This window comes from Burkholderia pulmonis (assembly GCF_984667975.1).
Genome location: NZ_OZ480186.1, coordinates 431,939 through 457,926, shown reverse-complemented (window position 1 = coordinate 457,926; position 25,988 = coordinate 431,939). Strand labels below are relative to the sequence as shown.

Sequence of the window (25,988 nt, the reverse complement as noted above, 5' to 3'; positions counted from 1 at the left end):
GCGCGCCCGCGCCGGGCGTGCGGCCCCGTGTCGTGCACGCGAAATCAATTCAGTACAACACGCGCCCGGCCATTTTGAACCGGCAAGTTAACCAATATCCGGAAATCCAGAGGGGGCAGTAAACCATGATTACCTTCACGTAGTCGGCTACCGTCTTTCCGAATAATCCGTCATTGCCATTTTTTCGCTGTTGATTAACAGCGAGGGGATTGCTTTTGCCGGCGTTTTCGCAGCACTGAACGATTCTTTCAACAATCGAGGTTTCAGTCATGTCGATCAATATTCGCAAGATGCGTTATCTGCCGCTCGTCGCAGCACTCGCGCTCGCCGGGTGCGGCGGCGACGACGGCGGGGCGGGCTCGGCTTCCGCGCTCAGCTCCGCCGGCTCGCCGCATTCGGGCTCGTCGCCCGCCGTCACCGCGCCGCCGAGCGCATCCAACGTCGACAAGAGCGTATCGCCTGTCGAGTTGCCGGACACCGTGGTGCCCGTGAACTACCGGCTGTGGTTCCGCCCGAACGAAGCGCTGAACGCGTTCGACGGCCGCGCCGACGTCGAAATCAAGGTGCTGAAGCCGGTCAACAACATCGTGATCGCCGGCCACCGGATCAAGTTCACGAACGGCCGCATCACGCTGCAGCCGGGCAACATCCAGCTGATCGCGACGCCGCAGGACAAGGGCGACTTCTACCAGCTGCGCCCCGTGAGCGGCTCGATCTCGCCGGGCAACTATTCGCTGCACATGGAGTGGTCGGGCATCATCAACTTCAAGTCGTACGACGATCCGGTCGCGAAGACGGGCGGCAGCTGCGGCGACGATCCGTATCCGGGCTGCTCGGCCGCGGAGGGCATCTTCCGCGTCGACCTGAAGGGCACCGACGGCAAGACGAGCGGCGCGATCCTGACGCAGGGCGAAACCAACCTGTCGCGCCAGTGGTTCCCCGGCTGGGACGAACCGGCCTTCCGCCCGACCTATGAAGTGACGGCCGAAGTGCCGCAGAGCTGGCGCGTCGTGTCGAACGCGGCCGAGAAGCCGTCGACCACCATCGGCGGCGGCTACAAGCTCGTGCAGTTCGAGAAGACTCCGCCGATGCCGTCGTACCTGCTGTTCTTCGGCGGCGGCCTGTTCGACACCTTCGAGGACGACTTCACGAGCCCGCTGCCGGGCGGCAAGGGCGGCCTGCACCTGCGCGTGTTCACGCCGCCGGGCATGAGCGACTGGGCGAAGCCGGCGATGGATCGCACCAAGCAGGCGCTCGACTTCTACTACCGCTACACGGGCATCGCGCTGCCGCTCACGAAGTTCGACACGGTGGCCGCGAACGACGCGTTCAAGGAGCAGAAGGACCTGAACTTCGGCGGGATGGAGAACTGGGGGTCGATCCTCGAGTTCGCCGACGACATCCTGCCGCAGCCGGGCCAGCCGATGTCGCACTACGGCAACGAAGTGCTGACGCACGAAGTCGCGCACCAGTGGTTCGGCGATCTCGTCACGACCGACTGGTGGGACAACGTGTGGCTCAACGAATCGTTCGCGACGTTCTTCGAGACGAAGACGACGATCCAGTTCTTCCCCAACGAGTTCAGCTGGCTCGACCAGGTGAAGAACAAGTACCGCGTGATCAGTCGTGACATCGGCCCGAACGCGTTCCCGGTCGCACCGAACTTCAACGGCTGGGCGTCGAACGACTTCGTGCTGAGCGCCAGCGCGTTCACGTACGACAAGGGTGGCCACGTGCTGAAGACGCTCGAGAACTATCTCGGCGAGCAGACGCTGCGCAAGGGTCTGCAGCAGTACCTGGTCGACTACTCGTTCGGCAACGGTACGCCGAAACGCCTGTGGGACGCCCTGTCGAAGGAAAGCGGCCAGGCGATCGGCCCGATCGGCGACAGCTTCGTGCGCCAGACCGGTGTACCGCTGATCTCGCTCGACACGCAGTGCGACCTGACGAAGAACCAGACCGTCGTCACGCTGAAACAGCAGCCGTTCCCGAACAAGAACGCCTATCCGGGCGTTCAGTGGACGGTGCCGATCACGCTCGCGTACGGCCAGGGTCTCGCGAAACGTACGACGCTCGCGCTGAAGGACACGCAGACGCAGACGCGGATCGACGGCTGCACGGGCGTGGTCGCCGACCCGAGCGGTCTCGACTACTACGTCGTGAACTACAGCGACGCCGCCTGGAGCGGATTGCTCACGCAGGTCAACGGCTCGATCGATCCGGTGCTGCTCGCGAACCTGAAGAGCGAAGCGGCGCTGCTCGTCGCGAACAACCTCGCACCGGCTTCGCGCTCGACGTCGATCGGCTCGGTTGCTTCGCCGGCCGCGATGAAGCTGCGCCAGACGCCGACCTTCGGCGGCATCGAACCGGTGACGAAGGAACGCCCGGCGCTGCAATACCAGGGCATCTTCAAGCCGCGCAAGGTAGTGACGCAGTAACGGTGCGCCCCCGGCCGGTGCCGCGCAGCCCGCGGCGCCGGCCGGCGTACCGGCTTCTCCGACCTTTGACGGGCCTCGCATGCGAGGCCCTTTTTTCATTCCGCCCCGCGCCCGCCCGCCGTCACGCCCAGGCGGCATCCCACGCCGGCTGCGCAAACCACGTGGCGAGGAACGCGACGAGCCGCGAGGTGCGCGCACTGCCGCGCGCCTGCTGGCGCAACACGTGAATCGTCGCCGGTTCGGGCGCCGCCGCGTATTGCGGCAACACCGCGCGCAACCGTCCGTCGCGCAGCGCGTCCCCCGCGAGCCAGGTCGGCAGGTGCGCGAGGCCGAGCCCGTCGATCGCCGCTTCGAGCAAGGCTTCCGAATGATTGCTGCGAAACCGCGGCTGCGCCGGCACGTGGCGGCGCTCGCCGAAGCGCCACGCGCCCGGCGGTGGCGCCCCATGCCACGCGAGACAGTCGTGGCCGGCGAGCGCGTCGGGCGCTTCGGGCTCGCCGCGCCGCGCGAGGTACGCACCGCTCGCGCACAGCACGCGCCGCTGCGGCGCCAGCACCGTCGCGACGAAGCGCGTGTCCTCGAGCGGGCCGATGCGCACCGCGAGATCGACGTCGGAGCCGAGCCGCGCGCCCTGCAGGTCGACCATGCTGTCGGTCAGCACCAGATCGACCTGCAGCGCCGGATGACGCTGCATGAATGCGGCCAGCGCCGCCATCAGGTGCCGCCGGCCGAACGGCGCAGGACAGTCGACGCGCAGCAGCCCGCTCGGTTCGTCGTGCTGGCTGTGCAGGTCCTCCTGCAGCCCGCGCAGCTCGGCCAGCATCCGCGTCGCGCGCCCGTACAGCAGTTGCCCGGCTTCGGTCGGCCGCAACGCATGCGTGGTGCGATGCAGGAGGCGGATGCCGAGCTGCGTCTCGAGCCGGTCGATGCGCCGCGTGACCGATGACGCGGCGACGCCGAGCCGGCGCGCGGCAGCCGAAAAGCTCTGTTGATCGACCACGTCGACGAACAGCGCCAGGTGCGGGGAAAGGAAGTCGTCCATTCGGGCCTTCGGATTTGGCTGTGCAAAAAACGCAAAGCAATCATCCGCCTTTGCACGTTTCCGCGTCAATCCGGGCCCACTAGACTGCATTCATCGTTTTCTTCCGCTGCACGCACCGGCCCGCCGGGCCGCGCGGCAGCCATCCGACACGGAGATCATCATGCGCAGCATCCGCTTCGACACGCCCGCCGCCGACATCGAGTCGCTCGACGCCCGGGTCAGGGAAATCGACTCGCCGGTACCGGCCGGCGGCCAGATGCTGATCGAGGTGCGCGCGGCCGGCGTGAATCCAAGCGACGTGAAGGCCGCGCTCGGCCGCATGCCGCATGCGGTGTGGCCGCGCACGCCCGGCCGCGACTGGGCCGGCATCGTGCGCAGCGGCCCGGACGGCTGGATCGGTGCGCCGGTGTGGGGATCGGGCGGCGATCTCGGCGTCGGACGCGACGGTTCGCATGCGGAATGGCTCGTGCTGGATGCCTCACACGTGCGCCGCAAGCCGGCCGTGCTGACGCTCGAAGAAGCAGCCGGCGTGGGCGTGCCGTTCGTCACCGCATACGAGGGGCTGCACCGTGCCGGCATGCCGACGGCCGACGACGTCGTGCTCGTGTTCGGCGCAAACGGCAAGGTCGGCCAGGCCGCGATCCAGCTCGCGAGCGCTCGCGGCGCCACCGTGATCGGCGTCGAGCGTAGCGCCGGCGGCTATCGCGGCCACGCGTCGGGCGACGTGCGCATGATCGACGCGTCGAAGGAACCGGTTGCCGACGCGGTGCGCGCGGCGACCGGCGGCCACGGCGCGGACATCGTCTACAACACGGTCGGCAGCCCGTATTTCGAAGCCGCGAACGCGTCGATGGCAATCGGCGCGCGGCAGATCTTCATCTCGACGATCGACCGCAGCGTGCCGTTCGACATCTTCGCGTTCTATCGCGGCCGGCATACGTTCGTGGGAATCGATTCGCTGCAGCTCGACGGCGCCGAGGTCGCACAGATCCTCGACGCGCTCGCGCCCGGCTTCGGCAACGGCACGCTGCGCCCGTTCCCGATCGGCGACGACTACGTGTACCCGCTCGAGCACGCGCACGACGCATATCGCGCGGTACTGGCCGGGGCGCGCGAACGCGTGATCCTCAAGCCCTGACGCCGGACCACACGGGAGACAGCCATGATGGATTACGTGACCTCGCTCGCCGTAGGCCTCGGCGTCGGCGTGCTGTACGCACTGCTGCACGTGCGCTCGCCGGCGCCGCCGCTCGTCGCGCTCGTCGGCCTGCTCGGGATGGTGATCGGCGAACGCGCGATCGCGCTGCTGCGCTGATGCGGCGCCTGCGCTAGCGGTCGTTGCGGCGCCGGAACGCCCACCATGCGGCGAGCCCGGTGAAGCCCGCGACGAGCAACACCATCAGCCAGAAGCCGTGCTTGTTCTCCGAGAACGGCACGCCGCCGACGTTCATCCCGAAGAAGCCGGCGACGATGTTGATCGGCAACGCGATCACGGTCACGAGCGTCAGCGTGAACAGGGTCCGGTTGTTCTGCTCGTCGAGGCGCGAACCGATCTCTTCCTGCAGCAGCTTGATCCGCTCGTTGAGCCCTGCCAGATCGGCGAGCACCAGCGAGAACTCCTCGGTCGATTCGCGCAGCTCCTGCACGTCTTCCATATGCAACCACGCGGGCGGCTTCGCGAGCAGCCGGAAGATCGACCCGGGCTCCGGCGCGAGCATGCGCTGCAGGCGCGTCAGCGTGCGGCGCATCGCACCGAGTTCGATGCGGCTCGACGTGAGCCGCTGCGACAGGAAGCGATCCTCGATGCGGTCGACGTCGACGTTTGTGCGCCGCATGATCTGGCTCAGCAGGTCGGCCTGGTCGCGCAGCAGGTGCACGAGCAACTCCGCGGGCGACCGGAACTGCTCGCCGTCGCGCACGCACGCGCGCAGCGTGTCGACCGAGCGCAGCGGCTTGAGCCGCGCGGTGACCATGATGCGCCGCTCGACGTGGACGAACAGCGTCGCGATCTCCGACGGCGTCAGCTCGAGGTTGAACATCACGTCGTTGACGATCGCGCGCAACGCGCCGTCTTCCTGCTCGATGCGTGTCGAACGCGAGCCTTCGTGAAGGAATTCGAAGAAGCTGTCGGGCAACCCGAGATGCGTGCGCATCCAGCGCTCGCTCGCGCCGTGCGCGAGATTGAAGTGCAGCCAGACGAAATCGCCCGATGCGGCCGCGCCGTGCTCGCGGCACGTGCGCAGCCACGCGGCGGCCGCGTCGGCATCGAGCATCGCGCCGGAGCCGCCCGGAACGAAGCGGAATCCGCACACCATGCCGGACGTATCCGCGCCGTAAGTCTGTACGATCAGGTCCATCGTGTCGAAGGTCGTTCAGCGCACGCCGCGCCGCACATCGCGGGTCGCGAGCCCGCGCCGGGAGAAGAAAGGAGACGTATGCCCGACGGGCGTGACGCACGCGTGACAGCATCAGGCCGCATCATACCGGCAGCTTCCTTGCCCCCAAAGCAACGCGCCGCCCAACGGGCGGCGCGGACAAAACCAGGCGGCATGCGCAGGACACGTTACTGCCGCGTCTCCGACTGTGCGGCGCTCGGGCACGCGGGGTCCTTGCCCCAGTGGCCGTCGCACACGCGCCAGCGACACAGCTGATCCTCGAAGAACCCGCGCTCCGAACACTCCTTCACCCGCGCCCCCAGCGAACCGCCGGCCGCCGCCGTCTTGGTCGCCACGGCCTGTCCCTTCTGCCCGGCGAGCTTCTTGTCAGCCGGCTTCGTGCGCGCGACGAGCGCGGCGAGCAGGTCTGCATCCGGATCGTCCTTCCCGCCCGCCTTCGCGGTACGGGTCGGCGTCGCATCGTGGCGCTTCTTCGCCTGCGCGAGCTCGGCCTGCTGTTCCTTGTGATGCTTGCGGGCTTCCGCCTTTGCCTCCGCCTTCGTGTCGGCCTTGCCGTGCGCCGCCGCGACCTTCGCGCTCTTCGCGGCGTCGGCCTTCGCGGTCCTGGTCGTCGCGGCTGCGGCGGCCGCAGCCGTTGCGGCCGCACCGGCCGTGACTGCGCCCGATGCATCGTCGGCGCCGTTGGCCAGCGCGCGCGACAGGCGGCTGTTGTCCGCGGCAGACGCGGACGAAGCGGATGCGGATGCAACGGTCTGGGAGGCCGCATCGTCGTTGACGATCGTGGCCGGTTGCGCGGCGGGCGCAGCAGACGCGCCATTCTGCGCGACCTGCACGGCAGCGTCGCTGGCCGGTGCAGCCTTCGCCGGCGCGGCCGCTGCGGGCGCGGTCGCCGCCACGGCGGCGGGTTGCTCGCCCGACGGCTGCTGCATGCGCCATGCGCCCCAGCCGCCGACGGCCACCACCAATGCGACGACGGCAGCGATCGGCGCCTTCAGCGAACGGCGCGGCGGCTCGGCGGGCGGCGTGACACGCCCTTCCAGATCCGCGAGAATGCGCGACTGCCGAGGCCCTCCCTCGCCGGCCGGTTTAGTATCGGACAGCAGGCTGGGCGGAGTTTTCGAATTTGAATTTTCCGGCGCACTCATTCAGCGTCTCATTGAATCCTGGTTTAATTCACCGCGATAATATAGCCCGGCCTCTCGAAGCAGCCTGATTCTAAGAGCAAGCATTGCAAAACACAATCAATTCCAATTTCCGGGGATTTCTTTGATTGCCGTCGCACTCGTCGCCTATTTCGCCCTTGCCGTCGCGGTTGCGGCACTGTTGCTTTTACCGGGTATCCGGGCGACCGTTTTCGAATCCGTTGCCCAGTTTCACGGCCGTCTTACGCGCCGTGCGAACGATCGCGCCGCCCGGACGCGGAGTCAGATTGTTAAATCGGCAAGCGTTACGCGCGGCGCATTAAGCGACGTGCAAAATTTACTGGTCCGGCGACGCTTGATGATTATGGTATCGGCAGGTATTCTTGCGACGCCGCCATTGGTCGCCATTGCGTTACGCGGCCGGCAATTGTTCCAGTACGACGACACGGCGCGCGTGCCCGACGAGAAAATCGCCGCGCTGCTGCAGGGCGAGCAACTCGTACCGCCCCCGCCGCTGCCGCCGGAAGTCTTCGCCACCAAGGAAGTCGAACAGATCCGTCCGGCGCTGAAGGATGCGAGCCGCGACTGGAACCTGCTGGACCCCGATTTCCGTACGCGTTTGCTGCTGGTCTACAAGATCATGCACGAACAATACGGTTATGAAATGGCGCTGCTGGAAGGTTACCGGAGCCCGGAACGGCAGAACCGGCTGGCGCAGATGGGCGGCAACGTGACCAACGCGGCAGCATTCCAGAGCTATCACCAATTCGGGCTGGCGGCCGATAACGCATTCCTGCGCGACGGCAAGCTGGTCATTTCCGAGAAAGATCCGTGGGCGATGCGCGGCTACCAGTTGTACGGCCAGGTCGCCGAGCAGGTCGGCCTGACCTGGGGGGGCCGCTGGAAAATGATGGATCTCGGGCACGTGGAATACCATAAACCCGGTTTTAAACTGGGACGCGGCAGCTAGCCAGGGCTGCCGGACAGGAAATAATGAGGGCGGCATGGGGCTTTTTAATATCCCGGCAGGAAACGATATGGGCGACGCAAAAAATCGGGCATTCCGGTGCGCGATTTTTTCCGGCCGCCGCTTCCGTTTTAAATCTCACAGCGTCCTTTCATTAATGCGCGCGCCTTCTCCGATGCCGCGGGCGCATTGATGCCAGCCCCCTTCATCCCGTTTGACAGCATGGCGACACATCGCGGCGCCACCCTTGCCGCTCGGCGCGCCTGCGTCGCCTCACCGAATCGCACCGGAACCTGAACGTCCTATGCAACGCATCCTCAACGTGCTGACTCATCCGCGTACGCTCTCGATTGTCGGGATCGTCGCGCTAGCGGCCATTCTCTTCATCGTCGCCGACATGCTGCAGTTGCCGCTCCTGTGGGCGGCGATGGCCTTTGCGGCGATCATCGCGCTGTGGCTCGTCGTCGCGCTGTGGCGCCGCTGGCGCGTGAAGCGCGCGAACCAGCAGCTCGGCCAGGTGCTGGAAGAGCAGGCGGAAACCGGCAAGATCACGGCGCCCGCCGCCGCCGCGCTCGCGTCCGACACGAAGACGGCCGACCTCGACGTGCTGCGCACGCGCCTGTCGGATGCGGTGAAGACGATCAAGACGTCGAAGATCGGCCAGGTGTCGGGCGGCTCCGCGCTGTACGAACTGCCGTGGTACATCGTGATCGGCAACCCGGCCGCGGGCAAGAGCAGCGCCGTGCTCAATTCCGGCCTGCAGTTCCCGTTCGCGGACAAGAACAGCGCGGTGATCCACGGCATCGGCGGCACGCGTAACTGCGACTGGTTCTTCACGACCGAAGGGATCCTGCTCGACACGGCCGGCCGCTATTCGGTGCACGAGGAAGACCGCAGCGAGTGGCTCGGCTTCCTGGGCCTGCTCAAGCGCTATCGTCCGAAGGCGCCGATCAACGGCATCATCGTCACTGCGAGCATCGCCGAGCTCACCGGCAACCGCCCCGAATTCGCGATCAACCTCGCCAAGAATCTCCGCCAGCGCGTTCAGGAGCTGACGGAAAAGCTGGAAGTGTTCGCGCCGGTCTACGTGATGTTCACGAAGGCCGACCTGATCACCGGCTTCACCGAATTCTTCAGCAGCAGCGACAAGCACGAGTACGACCGCGTGTGGGGCGCCACCCTGCCCTACGAGCCGGACGACAAGCGTGACGTCGTCGCGCAATTCGACACGCACTTCGAGGAGCTCTACGAAGGGCTGAAGGAAATCAGCGTCGCGCAGCTGTCGCTGTCGCGCGGCAACCAGCTGTCGCCGGGCCAACTGAGCTTCCCGCTCGAATTCTCGACGATCAAGCCGTCGCTGCGCGCGTTCCTCGCGACGCTGTTCGAGAACAACCCGTTCCAGTACAAGCCGATCTTCCGCGGCTTCTACTTCACCAGCGCGCTGCAGGAAGGCGAAACCAACAGCACGGCCGCGCAGCGCATCGCGCACCGCTTCGGCCTCGACGGGAACGCGCTGCCGAAACCGCACAGCGCGTTCTCGAAGAACGGCTTCTTCCTGCGCGACCTGTTCTCGAAGGTGATCTTCGCGGATCGCCAGACGGTGCGCCAGTTCGCGAGCCCGACCAAGACGCGGCTGCGCTACGCGACCTTCTTCGGCTTCGTCGCGGCGCTCGCGATCGCGCTGGGCGGCTGGACCTGGTCGACGATCGGCAACCAGCAGCTCGTGGCGAACGTGCAGGCCGACCTCGACAACGTCACGCGCCTGCAACAGGGCCGCAACGACCTGCAGTCGCGCCTGCAGGCGATGGACATCCTCGAAGACCGGATCGAACAGCTCGAGCAGTTCCGCCGCGACAAGCCGATGTCGGTGTCGCTCGGCCTGTACCAGGGCGACCGTCTCGAGCAGCACCTGCTGACCGAGTACTACAACGGCGTGCGCCAGATCCTGCTGGCCCCCGTGTCGCAGAACCTCGCGTCGTTCATGAAGGACGTGAACGCGCACCCCGAGCAGCTCGTGCCGATGACGCGCCCGCCCGAATCGGGCGCCGTGCAGGGCGGCACGCTGCCGGTCTCGACGAACGCGGCAGGCGCCGCGCCGCAGGCCGGCGCCGCACTGGCCGCGTCCGGCATCGCGCCGGCCGCCGCCCCGCAACAGGCTGCCGCACCGCAGGGCGGCCTCTACAGCGACGCATCGCCGACCAACGTGCAGGACGCGTACAACGCGCTCAAGACGTACCTGATGCTGTCCGACAAGCGTCACGTCGAACAGGCGCACCTGACCGACCAGCTCGCCCGCTTCTGGCGCGGCTGGCTCGAGACGAATCGCGGCAACATGCCGCGTGACGAGATGATCAAGAGCGCCGAGCGCATGATCTCGTTCTACCTGTCCCGCGTGAACGACGACGACTGGCCGATGATCGACGCGAACCTCGCGCTCGTCGACCAGACCCGCGAGAACCTGCGCCGCGTGGTGCGCGGCATGCCGGCCCGCCAGCGCGTCTACGAGGAAATCAAGGCACGCGCGTCGACCCGCTTCGCGCCGATGACCATCGCGCGCATCGTCGGCGACGGCAACCAGGGCCTCGTGGCCGGCAGCTACGCGATTCCGGGCACGTTCACGCGCGAAGCGTGGTTCGACTACGTGCAGCCGGCGATCCGCGATGCGGCGACCAAGGAACTGCAGGCGAAGGACTGGGTGCTCAACACGTCGACGCAGGACGACCTGACGCTCGAGGGCAGCCCCGAGCAGATCCAGAAGACGCTCGTCGGCATGTACAAGACCGAGTACGCGCAGCACTGGCAGAAGTTCATGCAGGGCATCGCGGTACAGGGCTTCAGCAGCTTCGGCCAGGCCGTCGACGGGATGAACCGCCTCGGCGATCCGCAGGATTCACCGATCCGCAAGATCCTCGAGACCGCGTACGACCAGACGTCCTGGGACAACCCGTCGCTCGCGAACGTGACGATCAAGAAGGCACAGACGGGCGTCGTGAACTGGGTCAAGCAGCTGTTCTCGCGCTCGCAGGCCGGCCAGGTGGCGGCAGCCAACATCGACATCAACGGCAATCCGGCCGAGGTGCCGATGGGTCCGATCGGCCAGGAGTTCGTCGGGCTCGCGCGGATCGTCGCGACGCATGACGGCACGTCGATGCTGAAGAGCTACATGGATTCGCTGTCGAAGGTCCGGACCCGCTTCAACGTGATCAAGAACCAGGGCGACCCGGGGCCGGGCGCGCGCCAGCTGATGCAGCAGACGCTCGACGGCAACGGTTCGGAACTCGCCGATTCGCTGAAGCTCGTCGACGAGCAGATGCTGACGGGCCTCACCGATTCGCAACGCAAGTCGCTGCGTCCGCTGCTCGTGCGGCCGCTGATGCAGGCGTTCGCGGTCGTGATCCAGCCGGCCAGCACCGAAGTCAACAAGGTGTGGAACGCGCAGGTCTACCAGCCGTTCCAGAACTCGCTCGCGACGAAGTACCCGTTTGCGGCGAACGCGAAGGTCGAGGCCGGCGCCGGCGAGATCGCGCAGGTGTTCGGTCCGGACGGTTCGATCGCGAAGTTCGTCGGCACGACGCTCGGGCCGCTCGCGGTGCGCCGCGGCGACACGCTCGCCGCCCGCACGTGGGGCGACATGGGCATCGGGCTCACGCCGGACTTCACGAACGGCTTCGCGCGCTGGGTCGCCCCGCTCGCGGGCGGTGCCGCAGGCAGCGCGGCCGCGTCGTCCGAGCCGCAGACCGTGTTCCAGATCCTGCCGCAGCCGAGCACCGGCACGACGGAATACACGATCGCGATCGACGGCCAGCAACTGCGCTACCGCAACACGCCGCCGCAATGGACCAACTTCGTGTGGCCGAACCCGCAGGGCTCGCCGGGCGCGACGCTGTCCGCGACGACCTTCGACGGCCGCACGGTGCAGCTCGTCAACGAGCCGGGCCGCTACGGTCTCGAGAAGCTGATCAACTCGGCGCAGCGCAAGCGCCGTCCGGACGGCACCTTCGACCTGACGTGGGCACAGGGCAGCGTGAACGTGTCGGTGACGATGCGCATCATCAGCACGTCGCAGCCGTCGGGCGGTGGCGGTGACCAGCCGCAGCAGCAGAGCCTGCGCGGTCTGCAACTGCCGTCGTCGGTCGCCGACGCAAGCGCGGGCGCCGCGCAGAATGCGACGCAGTCCGGCACGGGCACGCCGGGCGCAGCGCCGGCCGTCGCGGCCGCCAACGCAACGAATGCACAGGGGGCGCAATGACGCAAACCGTACAGGCGCAGATCGCCTACTTCGGCAAGATTCCGTCGCGCGGCGACTTCGTGAAGAGCCCGCACAATCCGCAGCTGCTGCAGACGCTCGATCGCTGGATCGCGCAGGCGCTCGAGCTGCTCGCGGAAGATCCGCGCTGGAAGATCGTCTACGAGGATGCGAAGCCGATGCACTTCGCGTTCCTCGGCTCGCGCAGCAAGCTCGCGATCGCGGGCCACATGGTCGCGAGCCACGACGTGTCGATGCGCCGCTTCCCGTTCCTCGGCGCAACGGCGCTCGAGGTCGACCGACCGCTCGCGTTCCTCGCGCGCAGCCCGCTCGCGTTCGCGCGGCTGTGGTCGCGCGTCGCCACCCAGATCCCGCCGCTGCTCGGCAAGGACGAGCCGCCCGGCGCGCTGCAGGCGCTCGGCGACACGCAGGTGCCGATCGATGTCGGCGGCCCCGGCACGTCGCATGACGGCACCTTCAACGATTTCGTCGAACACCAGTCGCTGTACGGCCTGCAGGAAATGCTGCTCGAAAGCGGTCACCCGGTGCGGCTGCGCGGCGCAATGCTCGCGCTCGGCTCGCTGCTGCGGCCGGTGATGCAGAGCGGCTCGTCGCACATCGAACGCGGCCTCACGCTGCCGCTGCCGGTCGACCCGTTCTACCGCAGCCTCGTCGCCGCGTTCTGGCTCGAACTGATCGCACCGTTCGTCGCGCAGGCCGATTTCGAGCTCGCGATCTTCATCGGCACGATCGCCGAGCGCGAACGGCTCGTCATCGGCTTCAACGGCGCGTCGGCGAAGACGCTGCTGAGCGTCGTCGACCCGCAGACCTACGCCGCCCACAACATCGACATCGACGATCCCGAGTGGATCGACGCCCATGCGCAAAACGATCACCAGATCAGCAAGCTCGTCAGCTACCTCGACCAACCGCAACTCTCGCTGCGCGTCGCCATCGACGCGTTCCGCGAAGCGTTCATCGGAGGCTGACGGGATGCATCGCACGATTCACGTCCGGCGCGCGCGTTTTTCCGCCGCCGTCTCGCCCGCCCTCGCCGCCCTGTTCGCTGCGGGCCTCGTCGCGAGCGGCGCGGCCTTCGCGCAGAACACCGGTGCGACCGTCACGCCGGTCGGCAACGGCACGGTCGCGACGACCGCGCTGCCGTCCGCCAACCCGAACGCCGGCGCCGCATCCGGCACGGTGGTGCGCGGCACGGCCGGCACGATCACGCCGCCGCCCGCGAACGCGGCCCCTGGCCAGGTGGTTGTCGGCGGCAAGGTGCCCGACGAAGCGACCAAGTCCGCCGTGCTGCAGAAGCTGCGCGATACCTACGGCGCGACGAACGTCGTCGACCAGATCGAGGTGGGCGACGTCGCAACGCCGCCGAACTGGAGCGCGAACGTGCAGAAGCTGCTCGGCACGCAGCTCAAGCAGATCAGCAAGGGCCAGCTGAAGATCAACGGCACGCAGATCGAGATGAAGGGCGAGGTGCACAACGAGGCGCAGCGCCAGCAGCTCGCGAGCGACATGGCGAACACGCTGAATCCGACGTACACGATCAAGAACGGGCTGCGCGTATCGGCTTCCGAGCAGGGTGTGCTCGACCAGACGCTCGCGAACCGGACGATCGAGTTCGAGACCGGCAGCGCGACGCTGACGCCGCAGGGCAGGCTGATCCTCGACCAGATGGCGGCCGCGCTCGCGAAGATGCAGAACCGCACGGTCGACATCATCGGCCACACCGACAACTCGGGGAACCGGACGTCGAACATCGCGCTGAGCCAGGCGCGCGCGGACGCGGTGAAGGGTTACCTGATCACGAAGAGCATTCCGCCGCAGCAGATGACGACGACGGGCGTCGGGCCTGATCAGCCGATCGCGCCGAACGATACGGCCGACGGGCGGGCGCGGAACCGGCGGATCGAATTCCGCGTGGGGCAGTAACAGCGGACCGACCGGCCGCTCCGTGGCGGAGCGGCGCGGCACACGACGGGCGGCAGCAGCAATGCGCCGCCCGTCTTGCGTTTACGACTGCTCGTCCGGCCGCACACCCAGCAGCTCGCGAATATGCGACAGCGAGCCGTCGTCCTTCACGACGCTCTCGAGCCACTTGTGCAGCGGCATGTCGGCCCATTCGGCCGCCTTGTCGGCGAGATAGGCGACCGGGCTGTGCGGCTCGGTCTGGCGGAAATAGCGCGCTACCGCGCGCAACTGGTCGACGGCCTGCGCACGGTTCTGGATGCCGGCGATCATCTGCGTCACCGGAGGACGCGAAGCGCTCTGCTGCTGCACGTGAGTCTCCTCGGTCTGGACCGAATTGCCGAATACCGGCTCGATACGTTCGGGCTGCGCCTGCGGTGCTGCCTGCGAATGCGGCGCATTGCCCGTATAGCCCTGCTCGCGCGCAAAGCGCTCGGCGAGACGGTAGACGGTCTCGAATGCGTCACGCGCCTGCCGGAAGCTCGGCGCCGAATCGCCCGCGCGCTCGACGAGCCGCTCCTCGAACGCATCCAGCGCGAATTCGAACGCCTTCAGGTTAGCCAGCAGCGCCGTGTAGAACGCGATCGGCGTCACGCGCCGCGATGCGTCGATCTGGTCGATCGACGGCTTGCCGCGTGCGATGTCGTCCGCGTGTTCGGGGTCGCGCTTGATCGACTGCGCGACGTGCTGCGCCACTTCCCAGTCGAGCGTGCTGAACGCGTTCGACGCACCGTCCGTCATCGGCACCGCGCGCAGCAGCTCGGCCGTGCGGCCCGACAGCCACGCGACGTTGCCGAGCCGGTGCTCGGTGTCGTCGTCTTCGGGCAACGGGTGGACGGTGTCCCAGAAGTCGCGGCACAGGCCCTCGAGCAGCGCATAGCCTTCGGTGAGCCCGGTGATGCCGTCCTCGAGCGCGAGCGCCTCGGTCAGCCACACGGCGAGCCGCAGGTCCTTCGTGCGGGTGCGCAGCAGCGCGTCCGCGTGATCGACCACGAAGCCCCAGTCGGCCTCCTTGATCTCGGTCACCCATTCGCCCTGGTCGAGCGTCGGATCGTCGTAGCGCCGCGCGTCCTGGATCGCGTCGAATTCGTTCGAAAACAGCAGGTCGTCGCCGCTGGGCGACGCATCGCTGATCGGCGTCAGCAGCTCGGGGAGATTGATCGGCATGGTTCGGTCAGTTCATCAATGCTTGGGCGTTGCGCGGCCGCGCTCATTCGACGGTGTACGCGAATTCGCCGGCCTCGTCCGCGCGCACCGCGATGCGCGCGATGGCCGCGCCGTCGGCGATCCGGCCGAGCACGTGGCCCGCGATCTCCGGCAGCAGCGTACCGTTCAGGATGTGGTCGACGTTGCGGGCGCCCGAGTCGACCTCGGTGCAGCGCGCGAGCACCGCGTCGACGAGCGATTCGTCCCACTCGAACGCGGCCTTGTGGTTCGCCTCGATCCGGCGGCGGATGCGTTCGAGCTTCAGCTCGATGATCTCGGCCAGCACGTCGTCGGAGATCGGATAGTACGGCACGACCTTCATGCGGCCGAGGAACGCCGGCTTGAAGGTCTTGTACAGCTGCGGGCGCAGCGTCTCGGCGAGCGCATCCGGATCGGGCAGCTCCTCGGCCGGCTTGTTCAGGCACGCCTGCATCACCGCGGTCGAGCCGACGTTCGACGTCAGGATGATCAGCGTGTTGCGGAAATCGATCTCGCGCCCTTCCGCATCGTCCATCGCGCCCTTGTCGAACACCTGGAAGAACATCTCGAGCACGTCCGGGTGCGCCTTCTCGACCTCGTCGAGCAGCACGACGGAATACGGGTTGCGGCGCACGGCCTCGGTCAGCACACCGCCTTCGCCATAGCCGACGTAGCCCGGCGGCGAACCCTTCAGGCCCGACACGCTGTGTGCCTCCTGGTACTCGCTCATGTTGATCGTGACCATCTTGCGCTCGCCGCCGTACAGGACGTCGGCCAGCGCCAGCGCCGTCTCGGTCTTGCCGACGCCCGACGGCCCGACGAACATGAACACGCCGCGCGGCTTGTTCGGATCCTCGAGGTTCGCGGTCGCCGTGCGCACGCGCTGCGCGATCGCATCGAGCGCATGGTCCTGCCCGATCACGCGCGCGGCGAGCAACGGCTGCAGGTTCAGCACGGTGTCGATCTCGTCCTTCACCATCCGGCCGAGCGGAATGCCCGTCCAGGCGGCGACGATCTCGGCGACGACGTGGCCGTCGACCTGCAGCGGCACCATCGGCTCGCCGCCCTGCAGCGCATGCAGCGCCGCGACGCGTTCCGCGAGCGTGTCGCGGGTGGCCTGCACGTCGACCGGCTGGCCGTCTTCCGACGGGCCGCGCGCCTTGTCGAGCGTGTCGCGCAGTTCGGTGATCTCGGCGACGATCACGCGCTCCGCCTCGTAGCGCGCCTCGTCCTTCGCGAGTTGTTCGAGCGCCGTGTCGCGTGTGCCGCGCAGCTCGGCGAGCCGTTCGTCGTGCGGCGCGCCGCCCGCTGCCTCGCGCTCCAGCGACGCGATTTCCACATCGATCCGCTCGATGCGCTTCTTCGTGTCGTCGATCGCGGCCGGCGTTGCGCTGTGCGCGAGCGCGACCTTCGCGCACGCGGTGTCGAGCACGCTGATCGCCTTGTCCGGCAGCTGGCGGCCGCTGATGTAGCGGTGCGACAGGCGCACGGCCTCGGTGATCGCATCGTCGAGGATCCGCACGTTGAAGTGCTTCTCCATCAGGCCCGACATCCCGCGCAGCATCGCGGCCGCGAGCGGCTCGCTCGGCTCCTCGACCTTCACGACCTGGAAACGCCGCGCGAGCGCCGCATCCTTCTCGAAGTACTTCTTGTATTCGCTCCACGTCGTCGCGGCGATCGTGCGCAGCTCGCCGCGCGCCAGCGCCGGCTTCAGCAGGTTGGCCGCGTCGTTCTGGCCGGCCTGGCCGCCCGCGCCGATGATCGTGTGCGCCTCGTCGATGAACAGGATGATCGGGTGCGCGCTCTTCTTCACCTCGTCGATCACGCTCTTCAGGCGGTTCTCGAACTCGCCCTTCACGCTCGCGCCGGCCTGCAACAGCCCCATGTCGAGCACGTGCAGCGCGACGCCGCGCAGCGGCGGCGGCACGTCGTCGGCCGCGATCCGCAGCGCAAGCCCTTCGACGACCGCGGTTTTGCCCACGCCGGCCTCGCCGGTCATGATCGGGTTGTTCTGGCGGCGGCGCATCAGGATGTCGATCGCCTGGCGGATCTCGGCTTCGCGACCGATCACCGGATCGATCTTGCCGTCACGCGCGCGCTGCGTGAGGTTGGTCGTGTACGTATCGAGCGCGGGCGTCTTCGACGGGCCGGCCACGGGCACCATGCCATCGGCGGCCGACGCGACGTCGCTGCCCTCGTCGTCCGCCTGACGCGGCTCGGCTTCGCTCGAACCGGCCATGATTTCGTCGAACTTGTGCTTCAGGTCCGTCACGTTCATTTCCGCGAACTGCGGCGACATCCGCTGTGCGAACTGCGCGAGATCGGATGCAGTCAGCAGCGCGAGCAGCAGGTGCCCCGAACGGATGCGACCGAGCTGCGAGTCGAGCGACGCGATCAGCCATGCCTGTTCGAACAGCGCGATCAGGTGCACGGAGAACACCGGCGTACGCGTGTTGCCCGTCTTCAGGCGCGTGAGTTCGCGCTCCAGATCGGCGTGCAGCGCATGCGGATCGACGCGGCTCGCGCGCAGTGCGAGCGGCAGGTCGCCCGTCGCTTCGTCGAGCAACGCGAGGAACAGGTGCTCCAGATCGACCTCGTAATGGCCGCGCGCCAGGCACGCGCTTGCCGCACGCTCGGTCGCGTGGCGGCACAGCGGGTTCAGTTTCGTGATCAGGGTCTTCAGAGGCGTGCTCATGGCGTCGATCTCAGGTTCGATTGCGTGTTGTTGTCGTTCGGAATCAGTGAATCACGTGCAGTTCGTAGCGGGCGTCCGAGCGATCCTCGACCGCGTCGCGCGTGCAGAGGAAGGCATCCCAGCCGAGCCGCGAGCCCGCGCCGAGCACGCTCGCGCCGACCTCGGTGCGCTTCAGCACGAGCTTCACCTCGTACTCGAGCGTGACGCCGGCAAGCAGCGTCAGCATCCGCTCGAGCGCGACGGCCTGCGCGCCGCCGGGCAGGAATGCCTCGTAGTCGCGCTTGGACAGCGGGCCGACGACGATTCGCGCGCGCATGTCGCGCTGCCATACCCGCTCGCCGACGAGCGCCGTCGCGCCGAGCACCGCGTTGACTTCGCCGAGCACGCTCAGCTGGTCGGGCGGCACGTCATACCACTTGCCGACGAACTGGTCGATCTTCACCGGCACACGGAAGTAATCGGACAGCGTGCGCTGCAGGTACGCGGCCGACATCGGCCGGTGCCGCGCGGCCAGCGCGTAGCCGGCCACGGCCTCGTCGAGCACGCCGCCGACGCCGGCCGCGAGGCTGTCGCGCACCTCGTCGCTCGGCACGCCCGCGATCGCGAGCAACAGCGGCAGATAGCGCTCGTCGCGGTCGAGTTCGTAATGGAACGGCAGCCGGTATTTCTTCCACGCCGCATAGAACAGCGCGGTCGCGCGGTTCGAGAACACGTCGAAGAACGCGCGCGCCGCGTGGTCGCGCCTCAGGTGTTCGCGCGCGACGATCTGCTCGGTGTAATGCAGCGGCAGCGCACCCTGCCCGCCGAGCAACCCGAAGAACGCGGGCGTCAGTTCGACGTGGCCAAGCTCGCCGGCCGCGAGCGCGGCGCCGCGCTGCTCGCCGGAATCGAGCAGCGTGCCGTCGTCGTCGAACGAGCGCGCGCCTTCGATCTCGCTCGGCGGAAAGCCGAGCGACAGCGTGTTGCGGAATTCGATGCGTTGCGCGACGACGTCGCCCTGCCGCCACGCGCCGGGCGCATCCGACGCCTGCCGCGCGAACAGCCCTTCGAGTACGCGTACCGCCTGGAAGAACTCGAAGCGGTGCGGCTCGTCGAGCAGCGCGTCGACTACGCCAGGATCGATTCGCCGGTGCGGGGCTTGCATCGGATGATCTCCTCGCCGGTGCGCTTCGACACGACGACTAATTGAACGAAACTGTTGAGGTGGACGTACAGCCCGAAGAAGCTGTCGAGCACGCGTACGAACGACGCGAGGCTCGCACCGACGAAGTGCTCCTCGTCGATCGTCAGCCGGATCTCGATGCCGCGCACGAAGGTCGCGAACGGCTTGCCGGGCAGCCACTGCACGGCGCCGCGTTGCTCGATGCCGGCGAGGCCGTCGATCTGGCGCATCGACACGGCCGTACGGCGCAGGTCGTACAGCGTCAGCATTTCCTTCAACGGCGCGAGGCCGTGCGCGACGAGCGACACGTGGTTGAGCGCGAGGTGCGACACGAGCCGCCAGTGCGCGGCGCGGCCGCGCTCGAAGCGCACGCTCTGCGTCGGACGGCGCAGTAGCGAGATCCCGCTCGTCTGCGCGCCGCCCTCCTGGAACAGGTCGCCGCCTTCGAGGCCGAAGGCCAGCATCGCCGGCAGGTCACGGTTCGTGCAAGTGAGGTCGAGGCTCAGCGTGTCGGTCTGCGGCGACGTCGGCTCGAAGTCGATGTCGACGATCGAGATCTCGGTTTCGTAGCCGGGGCTCTTTTGCGCGACCCAGTCGTTGCGGCGCGCGAACCAGTAGTGGCCGATGCGCGCCGATTCGCCGTGATGCAGCGAATAGAACGGCCGGAACTCGATCACCGATTCCTCATGCGCCTGCTGCCGGACGAGCTTCACCGAGTCGATCGAGTACACCTCGTACGCGAACGCGCGACGCGCCTCGGCGATCACCGGGTACGACACCGCGCGGTGCGTGATGCGGATCGGCTCGCCGTGCTGGCGGAACAGGTTGACGATCGGCGTGCAGAACAGCCGGAAATGGCTCGCGGTCAGCAGCTCGAGCAGGCGCGCGACGTGCGAATCGTTGCGCACGTCCTGCAGCACGAGATGCAGCGTCGCACGCTGGCAGCGGCCCGACGCGCGCGCGATCGCCGCGAGATCGAAATCGACGAAATCGAACTTGTCGGGGAACGCGAAATATTCGGTGAGCAGGCGGTATGCAGGATGCGATTTCGCCGGATAGTCGATCAGCGCGTCGTCCTCGCTGAAGCCGGCCTGTGCGACCGGCAGCTTGCGCAGCGGCGTCCAGCGGCCGTTGCGCTCGGGCTCGACGTACGCGCCGAGCACGTTGACGAACAGGCAGTCGGTCAGCGCGGCGACGAACGACTGCTCGCCGTGCAGGTGCGCACGCAGCGTCGACAGCTTCAGCGCGCCGAGATCGAGCTGCGCGGCCAGCGATTCGAACGTGATCGAGATCACGCCCGTTGCGTTCGACGGCAGCACCGTCGCGCTCGGTGCGAGCGCGACCGGCGTGTAGCGTGCCTCGGAGATGCGGATCGGCGCGAGCGTCACGTCGTAGGCCGTGCGGAACCGGCACTGCACGCCGCGGATCGGGCGGCTCTTCAGCTCGGTGCCGCGACCGATCACGACCGGTTCGGTCTGCTGGCCGGGAGACGCCGGCGTGAACTGCGCGATCGAACACGACGGGAACGGCCGCAGGTAGTGCGGATACAGCACTTCCAGCAGCGCTTCGGTGAATTCGGGATAGTCGTCGTCGAGCTTCTTGTTGATCCGCGCGCCGAGCAGCGCGAACGACTCGATCATCCGCTCGACGTGCGGATCCTCGCAGTGCTCGCCGGACAGCGCGAGCCGCGCCGCGATCTTCGGATAGCGTTCGGCGAAATCCCGCGAATAGCGCCGCAAAAACGATAATTCGCGCTCGTAATACGGCAGCAATTCTTCCATCGACGACCCCGAACCTCAATATTTCCTGCCGGACCCTGTTCCACCACCGGGCGGTCCGGCCCGCTCGGCGGCTTGATTTACTGCATTCTTGCAGCGCGTGCGCGCGTGACCGAATACTGCAGCGTCGACGGTTGCAGCATCGCGTCGAAACTCACCGGCTCTTCGGCCGGGTGCACGACGAGCAGCGCCTGGATCGCGAAGTAGAGCGCGTTGGTGGCCTGCTCGTTCAGCTCGAACGTCACCTGCACCTGCTGCAGGCGCGGCTCGTGGCGTGCGATCGCCTGCTGGATCGACTTGCAGATGAATGCGCGATCGTAGTGGCTCGCGAGGCTCAGCCCCGCGAAATCGTTCAGCCCGTAGGTCAGCACCGATTTCTGGCATTCCGGCAACGCCGCCAGCTCGTTCTCGGTATGCGCGATACGGGTGTTGAGGATCGCCTCGACGTCGCGGGCGACCGTGTTCTTGAGCTCGTCCAGCGACAATTGCCGCATCGCTGCCGAGGCCGGCAGGTGCGGTTCGTCGTCGAACAGCTTGTCGAGAAAACTGGGTTCGAATCGTTTCATCGGCCGGTATGCACAGCGAAAACGGCAACGGGACGCAACGCGCCCCGTTGCCGCAACCGACCTTAGACCGCGTAGGTCTTGTCGTTCTTCGTCAGACTCCAGGCGCCTTGCGTGTTGCCGCCCTGGTTGCCGCCGATCTTCTGCTGGGTTTGCTTCCACTGCACGGCTGCGTACTTGAGCGAGAACGTCTCGAGCGGCAGACCTTCCTCGCGAACGCTCGGGGCGATGCTCGAGATGATCACGTACTTGAGCTTGACTTCCAGATACTGCACGCGCTTGCCTTCACCGTCTGCGCGCGAGAAATGGACCGTCACTTCATCGAACGTGGTACCGCCCGAAGCGTGCTGGTACAGCAGCGGGCTCGACGAATCGATTTCCTTCGTGAAGATCATGTCGCCGTGCTCGCAACGCGTCATCGTGTGACCGCCAGCGGTCGATGCGGTTGCCGAACGCGGTTGAACGATCGAGTGATCCCACGATTTCAGCTCGATCCAGCCCTGGTGGTCTTTATCCGCGGACTCGCCCTTCACCGCGGGACTACCAAACTGCAAGTGCATATGTAACATGGCCCTTCGACTCCCCAAAGAGGTGGTTTTAACGTCCTACCCAGGCGGCCCGCCCGGGCGATTTACTCGCTTATGAATTTGCCGGTTTGGGCAGATCAGCGACAAGTCGCAGAGAAATCGAGAGTTCGTCGAGCTGAAAGTGCGGGCGCAGGAACGCGACCGAACGATACGAGCCCGGCTTGCCCGGAATCTCCGACACTTGTATGGATGCCTCGCGCAGCGGGAATTGGGCTTTCTGTTCCTGCGAGGCATTGTCGTCGAGCAGGACGTACTGCGAAATCCACCGGTTGAGGAAAGTCTCTACGTTCTGCGCCGATGCGAAGCTGCCGATTTTGTCCCGCATCATCGCCTTCAGGTAGTGCGCGACGCGCGATACCGAGAAGATGTACTGAAGCTGGGCGGACAGGACGGCATTCGCGTTCGCGCTGTCGGTGCTGTATTTTTTCGGCTTCTGCACCGACTGCGCAGCGAAGAACGCGGCGTAATCTGAATTCTTGCAATGGACGAGCGGGATGAAGCCGAGGTCGCTCAGCTCCTTCTCGCGGCGATCGGTGATCGCGATTTCGGTCGGGCACTTCAGCGCGACTTCACCGTCGTCGGTCTTGAACGTGTGGGTCGGCAGGTCTTCGACCAGGCCGCCGCCTTCGACGCCGCGGATCGCCGCGCACCAGCCGAAGTCGTCGAACGCGGCCGTCAGGCGTGCAGCAAATGCCCACGACGCGTTGCACCACAGGTACTTGTCGTGATCGGTGCCGTCGACGTCCTCGACGAAGTTGAAGTTCTCCGCGGTCTGGCCGTCCTTCGGATTGAACGGCAGGCGGCCGAGGAAGCGCGGCAGCGTCAGGCCGACGTAGCGCGAATCTTCGGCGTCGCGGAACGACTTCCACTTCGCATATTCGACGGTATCGAACACCTTGCCGAGGTCGCGCGGCTTGCCGAGGTCGGAGAACGACTCGAGGCCGAGCAGCTCGGGCGACGCCGACGCGATGAACGGCGCATGCGCGGCCGCCGCGACGTGCGACATCTGCTCGATGAAGTACATGTCTTCCGGCTGGCGCGAGATCTCGTAATCGCCGATCAGCGCACCGAACGGCGAGCCGCCGAACGTGCCGAATTCCTCTTCGTAGACCTTCTTGAACAGCGCGCTCTGGTCGAACTCGCTCGCACCCTTGAAGTCGCGCACGAGGTCGCGCTTCGGCGCGTGCAGCGCCTTGATCTTGATCGTCTGGCCCGTGTTGCTTTCCTTGACCAGATAGTCCATCCCGCGCCACGTGCTTTCGAGGCGCTGGAATTCCGGCGCGTGCATCACGGCGGAAAGCTGCGTGGAGATCAGGCGGTCGAGCTCCGCGACGCGCGCATCGATCGTGGCCGACAGGTTGTCCGACACGATCACCGTGCCGTCGAGCACCTGGTGCACGAGTTCGCCGATCAGGTCCTTCGCACGCGCATGCTCGGAATCGGATTTCGCGACCTTGCTCTTCTCGACGATGTCGTCGAGCAGCGAAGTCCCGGCGGCGTATTCCGCGCCGCTCGCTTGGGCCGCAGCCGTTTGCTGGTTCATCTCAACACTCCGTCGTCATTCGCCGTCTTTGTCGCTGCCCGTGCCCTTGGCGAGCTCCTGCAGCTGCTGCGTGTTCTTCAGCACCTCGGACAGCAGATCCTCGAGCTTGTCGTTGCCGGCGAGCTTGTTGCGCAGGTCGGCGAGCTTCGAGCGCGCCTCGAGCAGGCGGCGCAGCGGCTCGACCTGTTCGACGACGTCGTCCGGGCTGAAATCCGACAGCGAGCGGAACTTCAGGTCGACCGCGAACTTGCCGCCTTCCGGGCTCAGGCGGTTTTCCACCTGGAACGCGGCGCGCGGCTCGATCGCCTTCATCACGTCGTCGAAATTGTCGCGGTCGATGTTGACGAACTTGCGGTCGCGCAGCTTCGGCTGCTCGATTTCGGACTGGCCCGCCAGATCGCCGACGACCCCGACGACGAACGGCAGCTCCTTCACCTCGATCGCATCGCCCTTCTCGACCTCGTAGGTCAGCTGGACGCGCGGCGGCCGTATCTTCTGCAAGCTTTTCTGAATGCTTTCTTTCTTGGCCATCTCGACGGCTCCCAGGTTAGTTGTGGTTATCGCGTCAGTTGCGCTCGGTTACGGTCAGTTGCGCAGTGCGCCGAACGGGTCCGCGCCGCCCTTTTGCGACGCGGCCGGCGTCGGCGCGGTAGTCGCAGCCGCCTCGGCGGCCGGTGCGGCCGCGACCTTCGGACGGTGGACCGGACGGCGGCCGGTGTACTTCTTCGGCGGCACCTTCTGCTCCGGCGGGAACAGCGCCGATTCGCCGAGCGTGTCGCGCAGCTGCTTCGCGAGCGCCTGCGCGTCGGACTTCGCGTCGCCTGCGAGCGACGAATCCTGGCGCAGCTCGCCGAGCGACTGCGTCGCGATCCGCAGGCCGGCAACCGCCAGCACGCTCTTCGCCTGACGGTCGGTCGCGTCGCGCTGCAGCGCTTCCTGGGCGGCAACGATCGCCTGGCCGTAATGGTTTTGTGCGAACTGGATCTGCGCGATGCGCGACCACGGTTCCTCGCGCGTCGGATCCGACTTCGCGAGCTGCTGGTACAGGCCGAGCGCCTTGTCCTGGTCACCCGCCTTCGCGACGGCGTCTGCATCGGCCAGCGACTTGTTGAACACTTCCGCAGTCGGCGGCGCGGGAGGCTGGCTCGCACAGCCGGCGATCACGCCGCAAGCCACCACTACCCCAGACAGTTTTGCGAAGAGACGGTCTTTCATCGTTATATCCACCGGCGCGTGAGTTTTAAATCGTTGAGAATCTGGTTCTTTTGCTTTGCTAGAAGCGCGCGGGTATAGTACCGATCAATTTTTCATAATTCAATCGTCGTGTGAAGAGTAATTCCTTTTAAAACCGGGCGCTACCCCCTCGAAAGGCCTCTCGCTGCGGGCTCGCGGCGGTTTTTCTTTCGGCCGGAATGCGCAAGTTTTACTGGTTGCACGACGCGCCGCCGGGGCGGCGGAAAAAATTTCCGGATGCCGGCCGACACGCAGGCCCGCTTAATAGTTGAACAGTGCAAAGTCGGGGATACGCAGCGAACGCGCAAATACCCGGCAGTTTTGACAGGAATAGAGGCGGCACGCCGGAAACACGATGAGATCGTCCATGATTCGCTACGCGCTGCCGCTGGTTGCGTGCGCCCTTCTGGCCGGATGCGCGGCCGCTCCGCTGCTCGGTTCGGCCGCGAGCGCCGTGATGTCCGCGGCCGGCATCGGCAAGCCCGAATTGCCTGACGCGCAGAAGCCTCCACGCAATATCGGGATCACGCTGGCCGCCGCGCCGAACCTGAACGCCGCGACCGACAACAAGCCGCTCGCGCTCGTCGTCCGGCTCTATGCGCTGAAAGACCCGACGTCGTTCCAGCAGGCGCCGTTCGACGCATTTACCGATCCGGCCAAGGAAAAGACCGCGCTCGGCGCCGACCTGCTGAACGTGCGTGAAATCACGCTGATTCCGGGCCAGCGCTATACGGCAACCGAGAAGGTTTCGCGCGAAGCGCAGGCATTCGGCATTGTCGCGCTGTTCCGCGATCCCGCACTGCAAAGATGGAAACTGACGTTCGATCCGGTGAAGTCGGAGAAATCCGGCATAATCATCGGCCTGCATAATTGCGCGATGACAGTCACCGACGGCACGGTCATCGCACCGCAACAGGGTGCGCCTTCGCAACCGCTGAATATGCTTTCTTCGGTGTCCTGCGGTTAAACATGACGCACGAATGTCAATTAACAAGAGTTAACAATTGGCGATTTAATTCGGGCACGAACAA

The 25,988-nt window shown here is 66.6% G+C and carries 20 protein-coding genes; 8 read left to right on the top strand and 12 right to left on the bottom strand.

What is annotated here, in order from left to right; all coding sequences use genetic code 11:
• The first annotated feature begins 269 nt into the window (after positions 1–269).
• Entirely contained in the window at positions 270–2,438 is a 2,169-nt protein-coding gene (locus AC5LXK_RS02180; RefSeq protein WP_493390119.1) for a M1 family metallopeptidase, read from the top strand.
• A gap of 121 nt (positions 2,439–2,559) precedes the next feature.
• Here the strand turns inward: AC5LXK_RS02180 and AC5LXK_RS02175 are convergent, their stop codons facing one another.
• Positions 2,560–3,480: a LysR family transcriptional regulator gene (locus tag AC5LXK_RS02175; protein ID WP_493390118.1), complete on the bottom strand. Its 921-nt coding sequence runs from the start codon at positions 3,478–3,480 to the stop codon at positions 2,560–2,562.
• 160 nt (positions 3,481–3,640) lie between these two features.
• Here AC5LXK_RS02175 and AC5LXK_RS02170 point away from each other — a divergent pair, with 160 nt between their 5' ends.
• Both AC5LXK_RS02170 and AC5LXK_RS02165 read left to right on the top strand, forming a co-directional pair.
• Positions 3,641–4,618 carry a quinone oxidoreductase family protein gene (locus AC5LXK_RS02170; protein ID WP_493390117.1) on the top strand — a complete coding sequence of 326 codons (978 nt, stop codon included), beginning with the start codon at positions 3,641–3,643 and terminating at the stop codon, positions 4,616–4,618.
• Positions 4,619–4,642: 24 nt separating this feature from the next.
• Positions 4,643–4,795 (top strand): DUF1427 family protein, encoded by a 153-nt coding sequence (locus AC5LXK_RS02165; protein WP_081051886.1) that lies wholly within the window; start codon positions 4,643–4,645, stop codon positions 4,793–4,795.
• 13 nt (positions 4,796–4,808) lie between these two features.
• Here the strand turns inward: AC5LXK_RS02165 and AC5LXK_RS02160 are convergent, their stop codons facing one another.
• Both AC5LXK_RS02160 and AC5LXK_RS02155 read right to left on the bottom strand, forming a co-directional pair.
• Positions 4,809–5,837, bottom strand: a complete 1,029-nt coding sequence (locus AC5LXK_RS02160) for a transporter (RefSeq protein WP_493390116.1) — start codon at positions 5,835–5,837, stop codon at positions 4,809–4,811.
• Positions 5,838–6,043: 206 nt separating this feature from the next.
• Positions 6,044–7,021 (bottom strand): phage tail protein, encoded by a 978-nt coding sequence (locus AC5LXK_RS02155; protein WP_493390115.1) that lies wholly within the window; start codon positions 7,019–7,021, stop codon positions 6,044–6,046.
• Between the two features lie 121 nt (positions 7,022–7,142).
• Here AC5LXK_RS02155 and AC5LXK_RS02150 point away from each other — a divergent pair, with 121 nt between their 5' ends.
• From AC5LXK_RS02150 to AC5LXK_RS02135, 4 genes are all read left to right on the top strand, one after another.
• The gene (locus tag AC5LXK_RS02150; RefSeq protein WP_493390114.1) at positions 7,143–7,988 is read left to right on the top strand and encodes a M15 family metallopeptidase; all 846 of its coding nucleotides are present in this window, start codon (positions 7,143–7,145) and stop codon (positions 7,986–7,988) included.
• Between the two features lie 301 nt (positions 7,989–8,289).
• Complete coding sequence (gene tssM / locus AC5LXK_RS02145; protein ID WP_493390113.1) at positions 8,290–12,234, top strand: type VI secretion system membrane subunit TssM; 3,945 nt, start codon at positions 8,290–8,292, stop codon at positions 12,232–12,234.
• Entirely contained in the window at positions 12,231–13,220 is a 990-nt protein-coding gene (gene tagF / locus AC5LXK_RS02140; protein ID WP_493390112.1) for a type VI secretion system-associated protein TagF, read from the top strand. The genes tssM and tagF overlap by 4 nt, the downstream gene beginning before the upstream one ends.
• 4 nt (positions 13,221–13,224) lie before the next feature.
• The gene (locus tag AC5LXK_RS02135) at positions 13,225–14,175 is read left to right on the top strand and encodes an OmpA family protein (RefSeq protein WP_493390111.1); all 951 of its coding nucleotides are present in this window, start codon (positions 13,225–13,227) and stop codon (positions 14,173–14,175) included.
• 81 nt (positions 14,176–14,256) lie between these two features.
• On the opposite strand, the gene tssA is transcribed toward AC5LXK_RS02135, so the two are convergent.
• From tssA to AC5LXK_RS02090, 9 genes are all read right to left on the bottom strand, one after another.
• Positions 14,257–15,378: a type VI secretion system protein TssA gene (tssA, locus tag AC5LXK_RS02130; RefSeq protein ID WP_493390110.1), complete on the bottom strand. Its 1,122-nt coding sequence runs from the start codon at positions 15,376–15,378 to the stop codon at positions 14,257–14,259.
• Positions 15,379–15,421: 43 nt separating this feature from the next.
• Positions 15,422–18,091, bottom strand: coding sequence for a type VI secretion system ATPase TssH (tssH, locus tag AC5LXK_RS02125; protein WP_493390109.1), 2,670 nt, complete (start codon positions 18,089–18,091; stop codon positions 15,422–15,424).
• A gap of 43 nt (positions 18,092–18,134) precedes the next feature.
• A complete protein-coding gene (gene tssG, locus AC5LXK_RS02120; RefSeq protein WP_493390108.1) occupies positions 18,135–19,235 on the bottom strand; it encodes a type VI secretion system baseplate subunit TssG in 1,101 nt (366 codons plus the stop codon).
• The gene (tssF, locus tag AC5LXK_RS02115) at positions 19,199–21,034 is read right to left on the bottom strand and encodes a type VI secretion system baseplate subunit TssF (RefSeq protein WP_493390107.1); all 1,836 of its coding nucleotides are present in this window, start codon (positions 21,032–21,034) and stop codon (positions 19,199–19,201) included. The genes tssG and tssF overlap by 37 nt, the downstream gene beginning before the upstream one ends.
• Before the next feature lie 77 nt (positions 21,035–21,111).
• Complete coding sequence (tssE, locus tag AC5LXK_RS02110) at positions 21,112–21,597, bottom strand: type VI secretion system baseplate subunit TssE (protein WP_006477092.1); 486 nt, start codon at positions 21,595–21,597, stop codon at positions 21,112–21,114.
• Between the two features lie 62 nt (positions 21,598–21,659).
• Entirely contained in the window at positions 21,660–22,163 is a 504-nt protein-coding gene (locus AC5LXK_RS02105; RefSeq protein ID WP_006477093.1) for an Hcp family type VI secretion system effector, read from the bottom strand.
• 70 nt (positions 22,164–22,233) lie between these two features.
• Positions 22,234–23,724, bottom strand: coding sequence for a type VI secretion system contractile sheath large subunit (gene tssC / locus AC5LXK_RS02100; protein WP_059236457.1), 1,491 nt, complete (start codon positions 23,722–23,724; stop codon positions 22,234–22,236).
• Between the two features lie 15 nt (positions 23,725–23,739).
• Positions 23,740–24,255 carry a type VI secretion system contractile sheath small subunit gene (gene tssB, locus AC5LXK_RS02095; RefSeq protein ID WP_174379402.1) on the bottom strand — a complete coding sequence of 172 codons (516 nt, stop codon included), beginning with the start codon at positions 24,253–24,255 and terminating at the stop codon, positions 23,740–23,742.
• Positions 24,256–24,309: 54 nt separating this feature from the next.
• The gene (locus tag AC5LXK_RS02090; protein WP_493390106.1) at positions 24,310–24,939 is read right to left on the bottom strand and encodes a tetratricopeptide repeat protein; all 630 of its coding nucleotides are present in this window, start codon (positions 24,937–24,939) and stop codon (positions 24,310–24,312) included.
• Between the two features lie 373 nt (positions 24,940–25,312).
• Between AC5LXK_RS02090 and tssJ the strand changes: the two genes are divergently transcribed.
• Positions 25,313–25,924, top strand: a complete 612-nt coding sequence (tssJ, locus tag AC5LXK_RS02085; RefSeq protein WP_493390105.1) for a type VI secretion system lipoprotein TssJ — start codon at positions 25,313–25,315, stop codon at positions 25,922–25,924.
• The last annotated feature ends 64 nt before the right edge of the window (positions 25,925–25,988 follow it).

Bases quoted from the DNA above. Each gene is read 5' to 3' on its own strand.
- AC5LXK_RS02175 (WP_493390118.1), bottom strand. From the start codon at position 3,480: ATGGACGACTTCCTTTCCCCGCACCTGGCGCTGTTCGTCGACGTGGTC.
- tagF (WP_493390112.1), top strand. From the start codon at position 12,231: ATGACGCAAACCGTACAGGCGCAGATCGCCTACTTCGGCAAGATTCCG.
- AC5LXK_RS02155 (WP_493390115.1), bottom strand. From the start codon at position 7,021: ATGAGTGCGCCGGAAAATTCAAATTCGAAAACTCCGCCCAGCCTGCTG.
- AC5LXK_RS02135 (WP_493390111.1), top strand. From the start codon at position 13,225: ATGCATCGCACGATTCACGTCCGGCGCGCGCGTTTTTCCGCCGCCGTC.
- tssE (WP_006477092.1), bottom strand. From the start codon at position 21,597: ATGAAACGATTCGAACCCAGTTTTCTCGACAAGCTGTTCGACGACGAA.
- AC5LXK_RS02180 (WP_493390119.1), top strand. From the start codon at position 270: ATGTCGATCAATATTCGCAAGATGCGTTATCTGCCGCTCGTCGCAGCA.
- AC5LXK_RS02170 (WP_493390117.1), top strand. From the start codon at position 3,641: ATGCGCAGCATCCGCTTCGACACGCCCGCCGCCGACATCGAGTCGCTC.
- AC5LXK_RS02105 (WP_006477093.1), bottom strand. From the start codon at position 22,163: ATGTTACATATGCACTTGCAGTTTGGTAGTCCCGCGGTGAAGGGCGAG.
- tssC (WP_059236457.1), bottom strand. From the start codon at position 23,724: ATGAACCAGCAAACGGCTGCGGCCCAAGCGAGCGGCGCGGAATACGCC.
- AC5LXK_RS02090 (WP_493390106.1), bottom strand. From the start codon at position 24,939: ATGAAAGACCGTCTCTTCGCAAAACTGTCTGGGGTAGTGGTGGCTTGC.
- tssA (WP_493390110.1), bottom strand. From the start codon at position 15,378: ATGCCGATCAATCTCCCCGAGCTGCTGACGCCGATCAGCGATGCGTCG.
- tssB (WP_174379402.1), bottom strand. From the start codon at position 24,255: ATGGCCAAGAAAGAAAGCATTCAGAAAAGCTTGCAGAAGATACGGCCG.
- tssF (WP_493390107.1), bottom strand. From the start codon at position 21,034: ATGGAAGAATTGCTGCCGTATTACGAGCGCGAATTATCGTTTTTGCGG.
- AC5LXK_RS02160 (WP_493390116.1), bottom strand. From the start codon at position 5,837: ATGGACCTGATCGTACAGACTTACGGCGCGGATACGTCCGGCATGGTG.
- AC5LXK_RS02165 (WP_081051886.1), top strand. From the start codon at position 4,643: ATGATGGATTACGTGACCTCGCTCGCCGTAGGCCTCGGCGTCGGCGTG.
- tssH (WP_493390109.1), bottom strand. From the start codon at position 18,091: ATGAGCACGCCTCTGAAGACCCTGATCACGAAACTGAACCCGCTGTGC.
- tssG (WP_493390108.1), bottom strand. From the start codon at position 19,235: ATGCAAGCCCCGCACCGGCGAATCGATCCTGGCGTAGTCGACGCGCTG.
- tssM (WP_493390113.1), top strand. From the start codon at position 8,290: ATGCAACGCATCCTCAACGTGCTGACTCATCCGCGTACGCTCTCGATT.
- tssJ (WP_493390105.1), top strand. From the start codon at position 25,313: ATGAGATCGTCCATGATTCGCTACGCGCTGCCGCTGGTTGCGTGCGCC.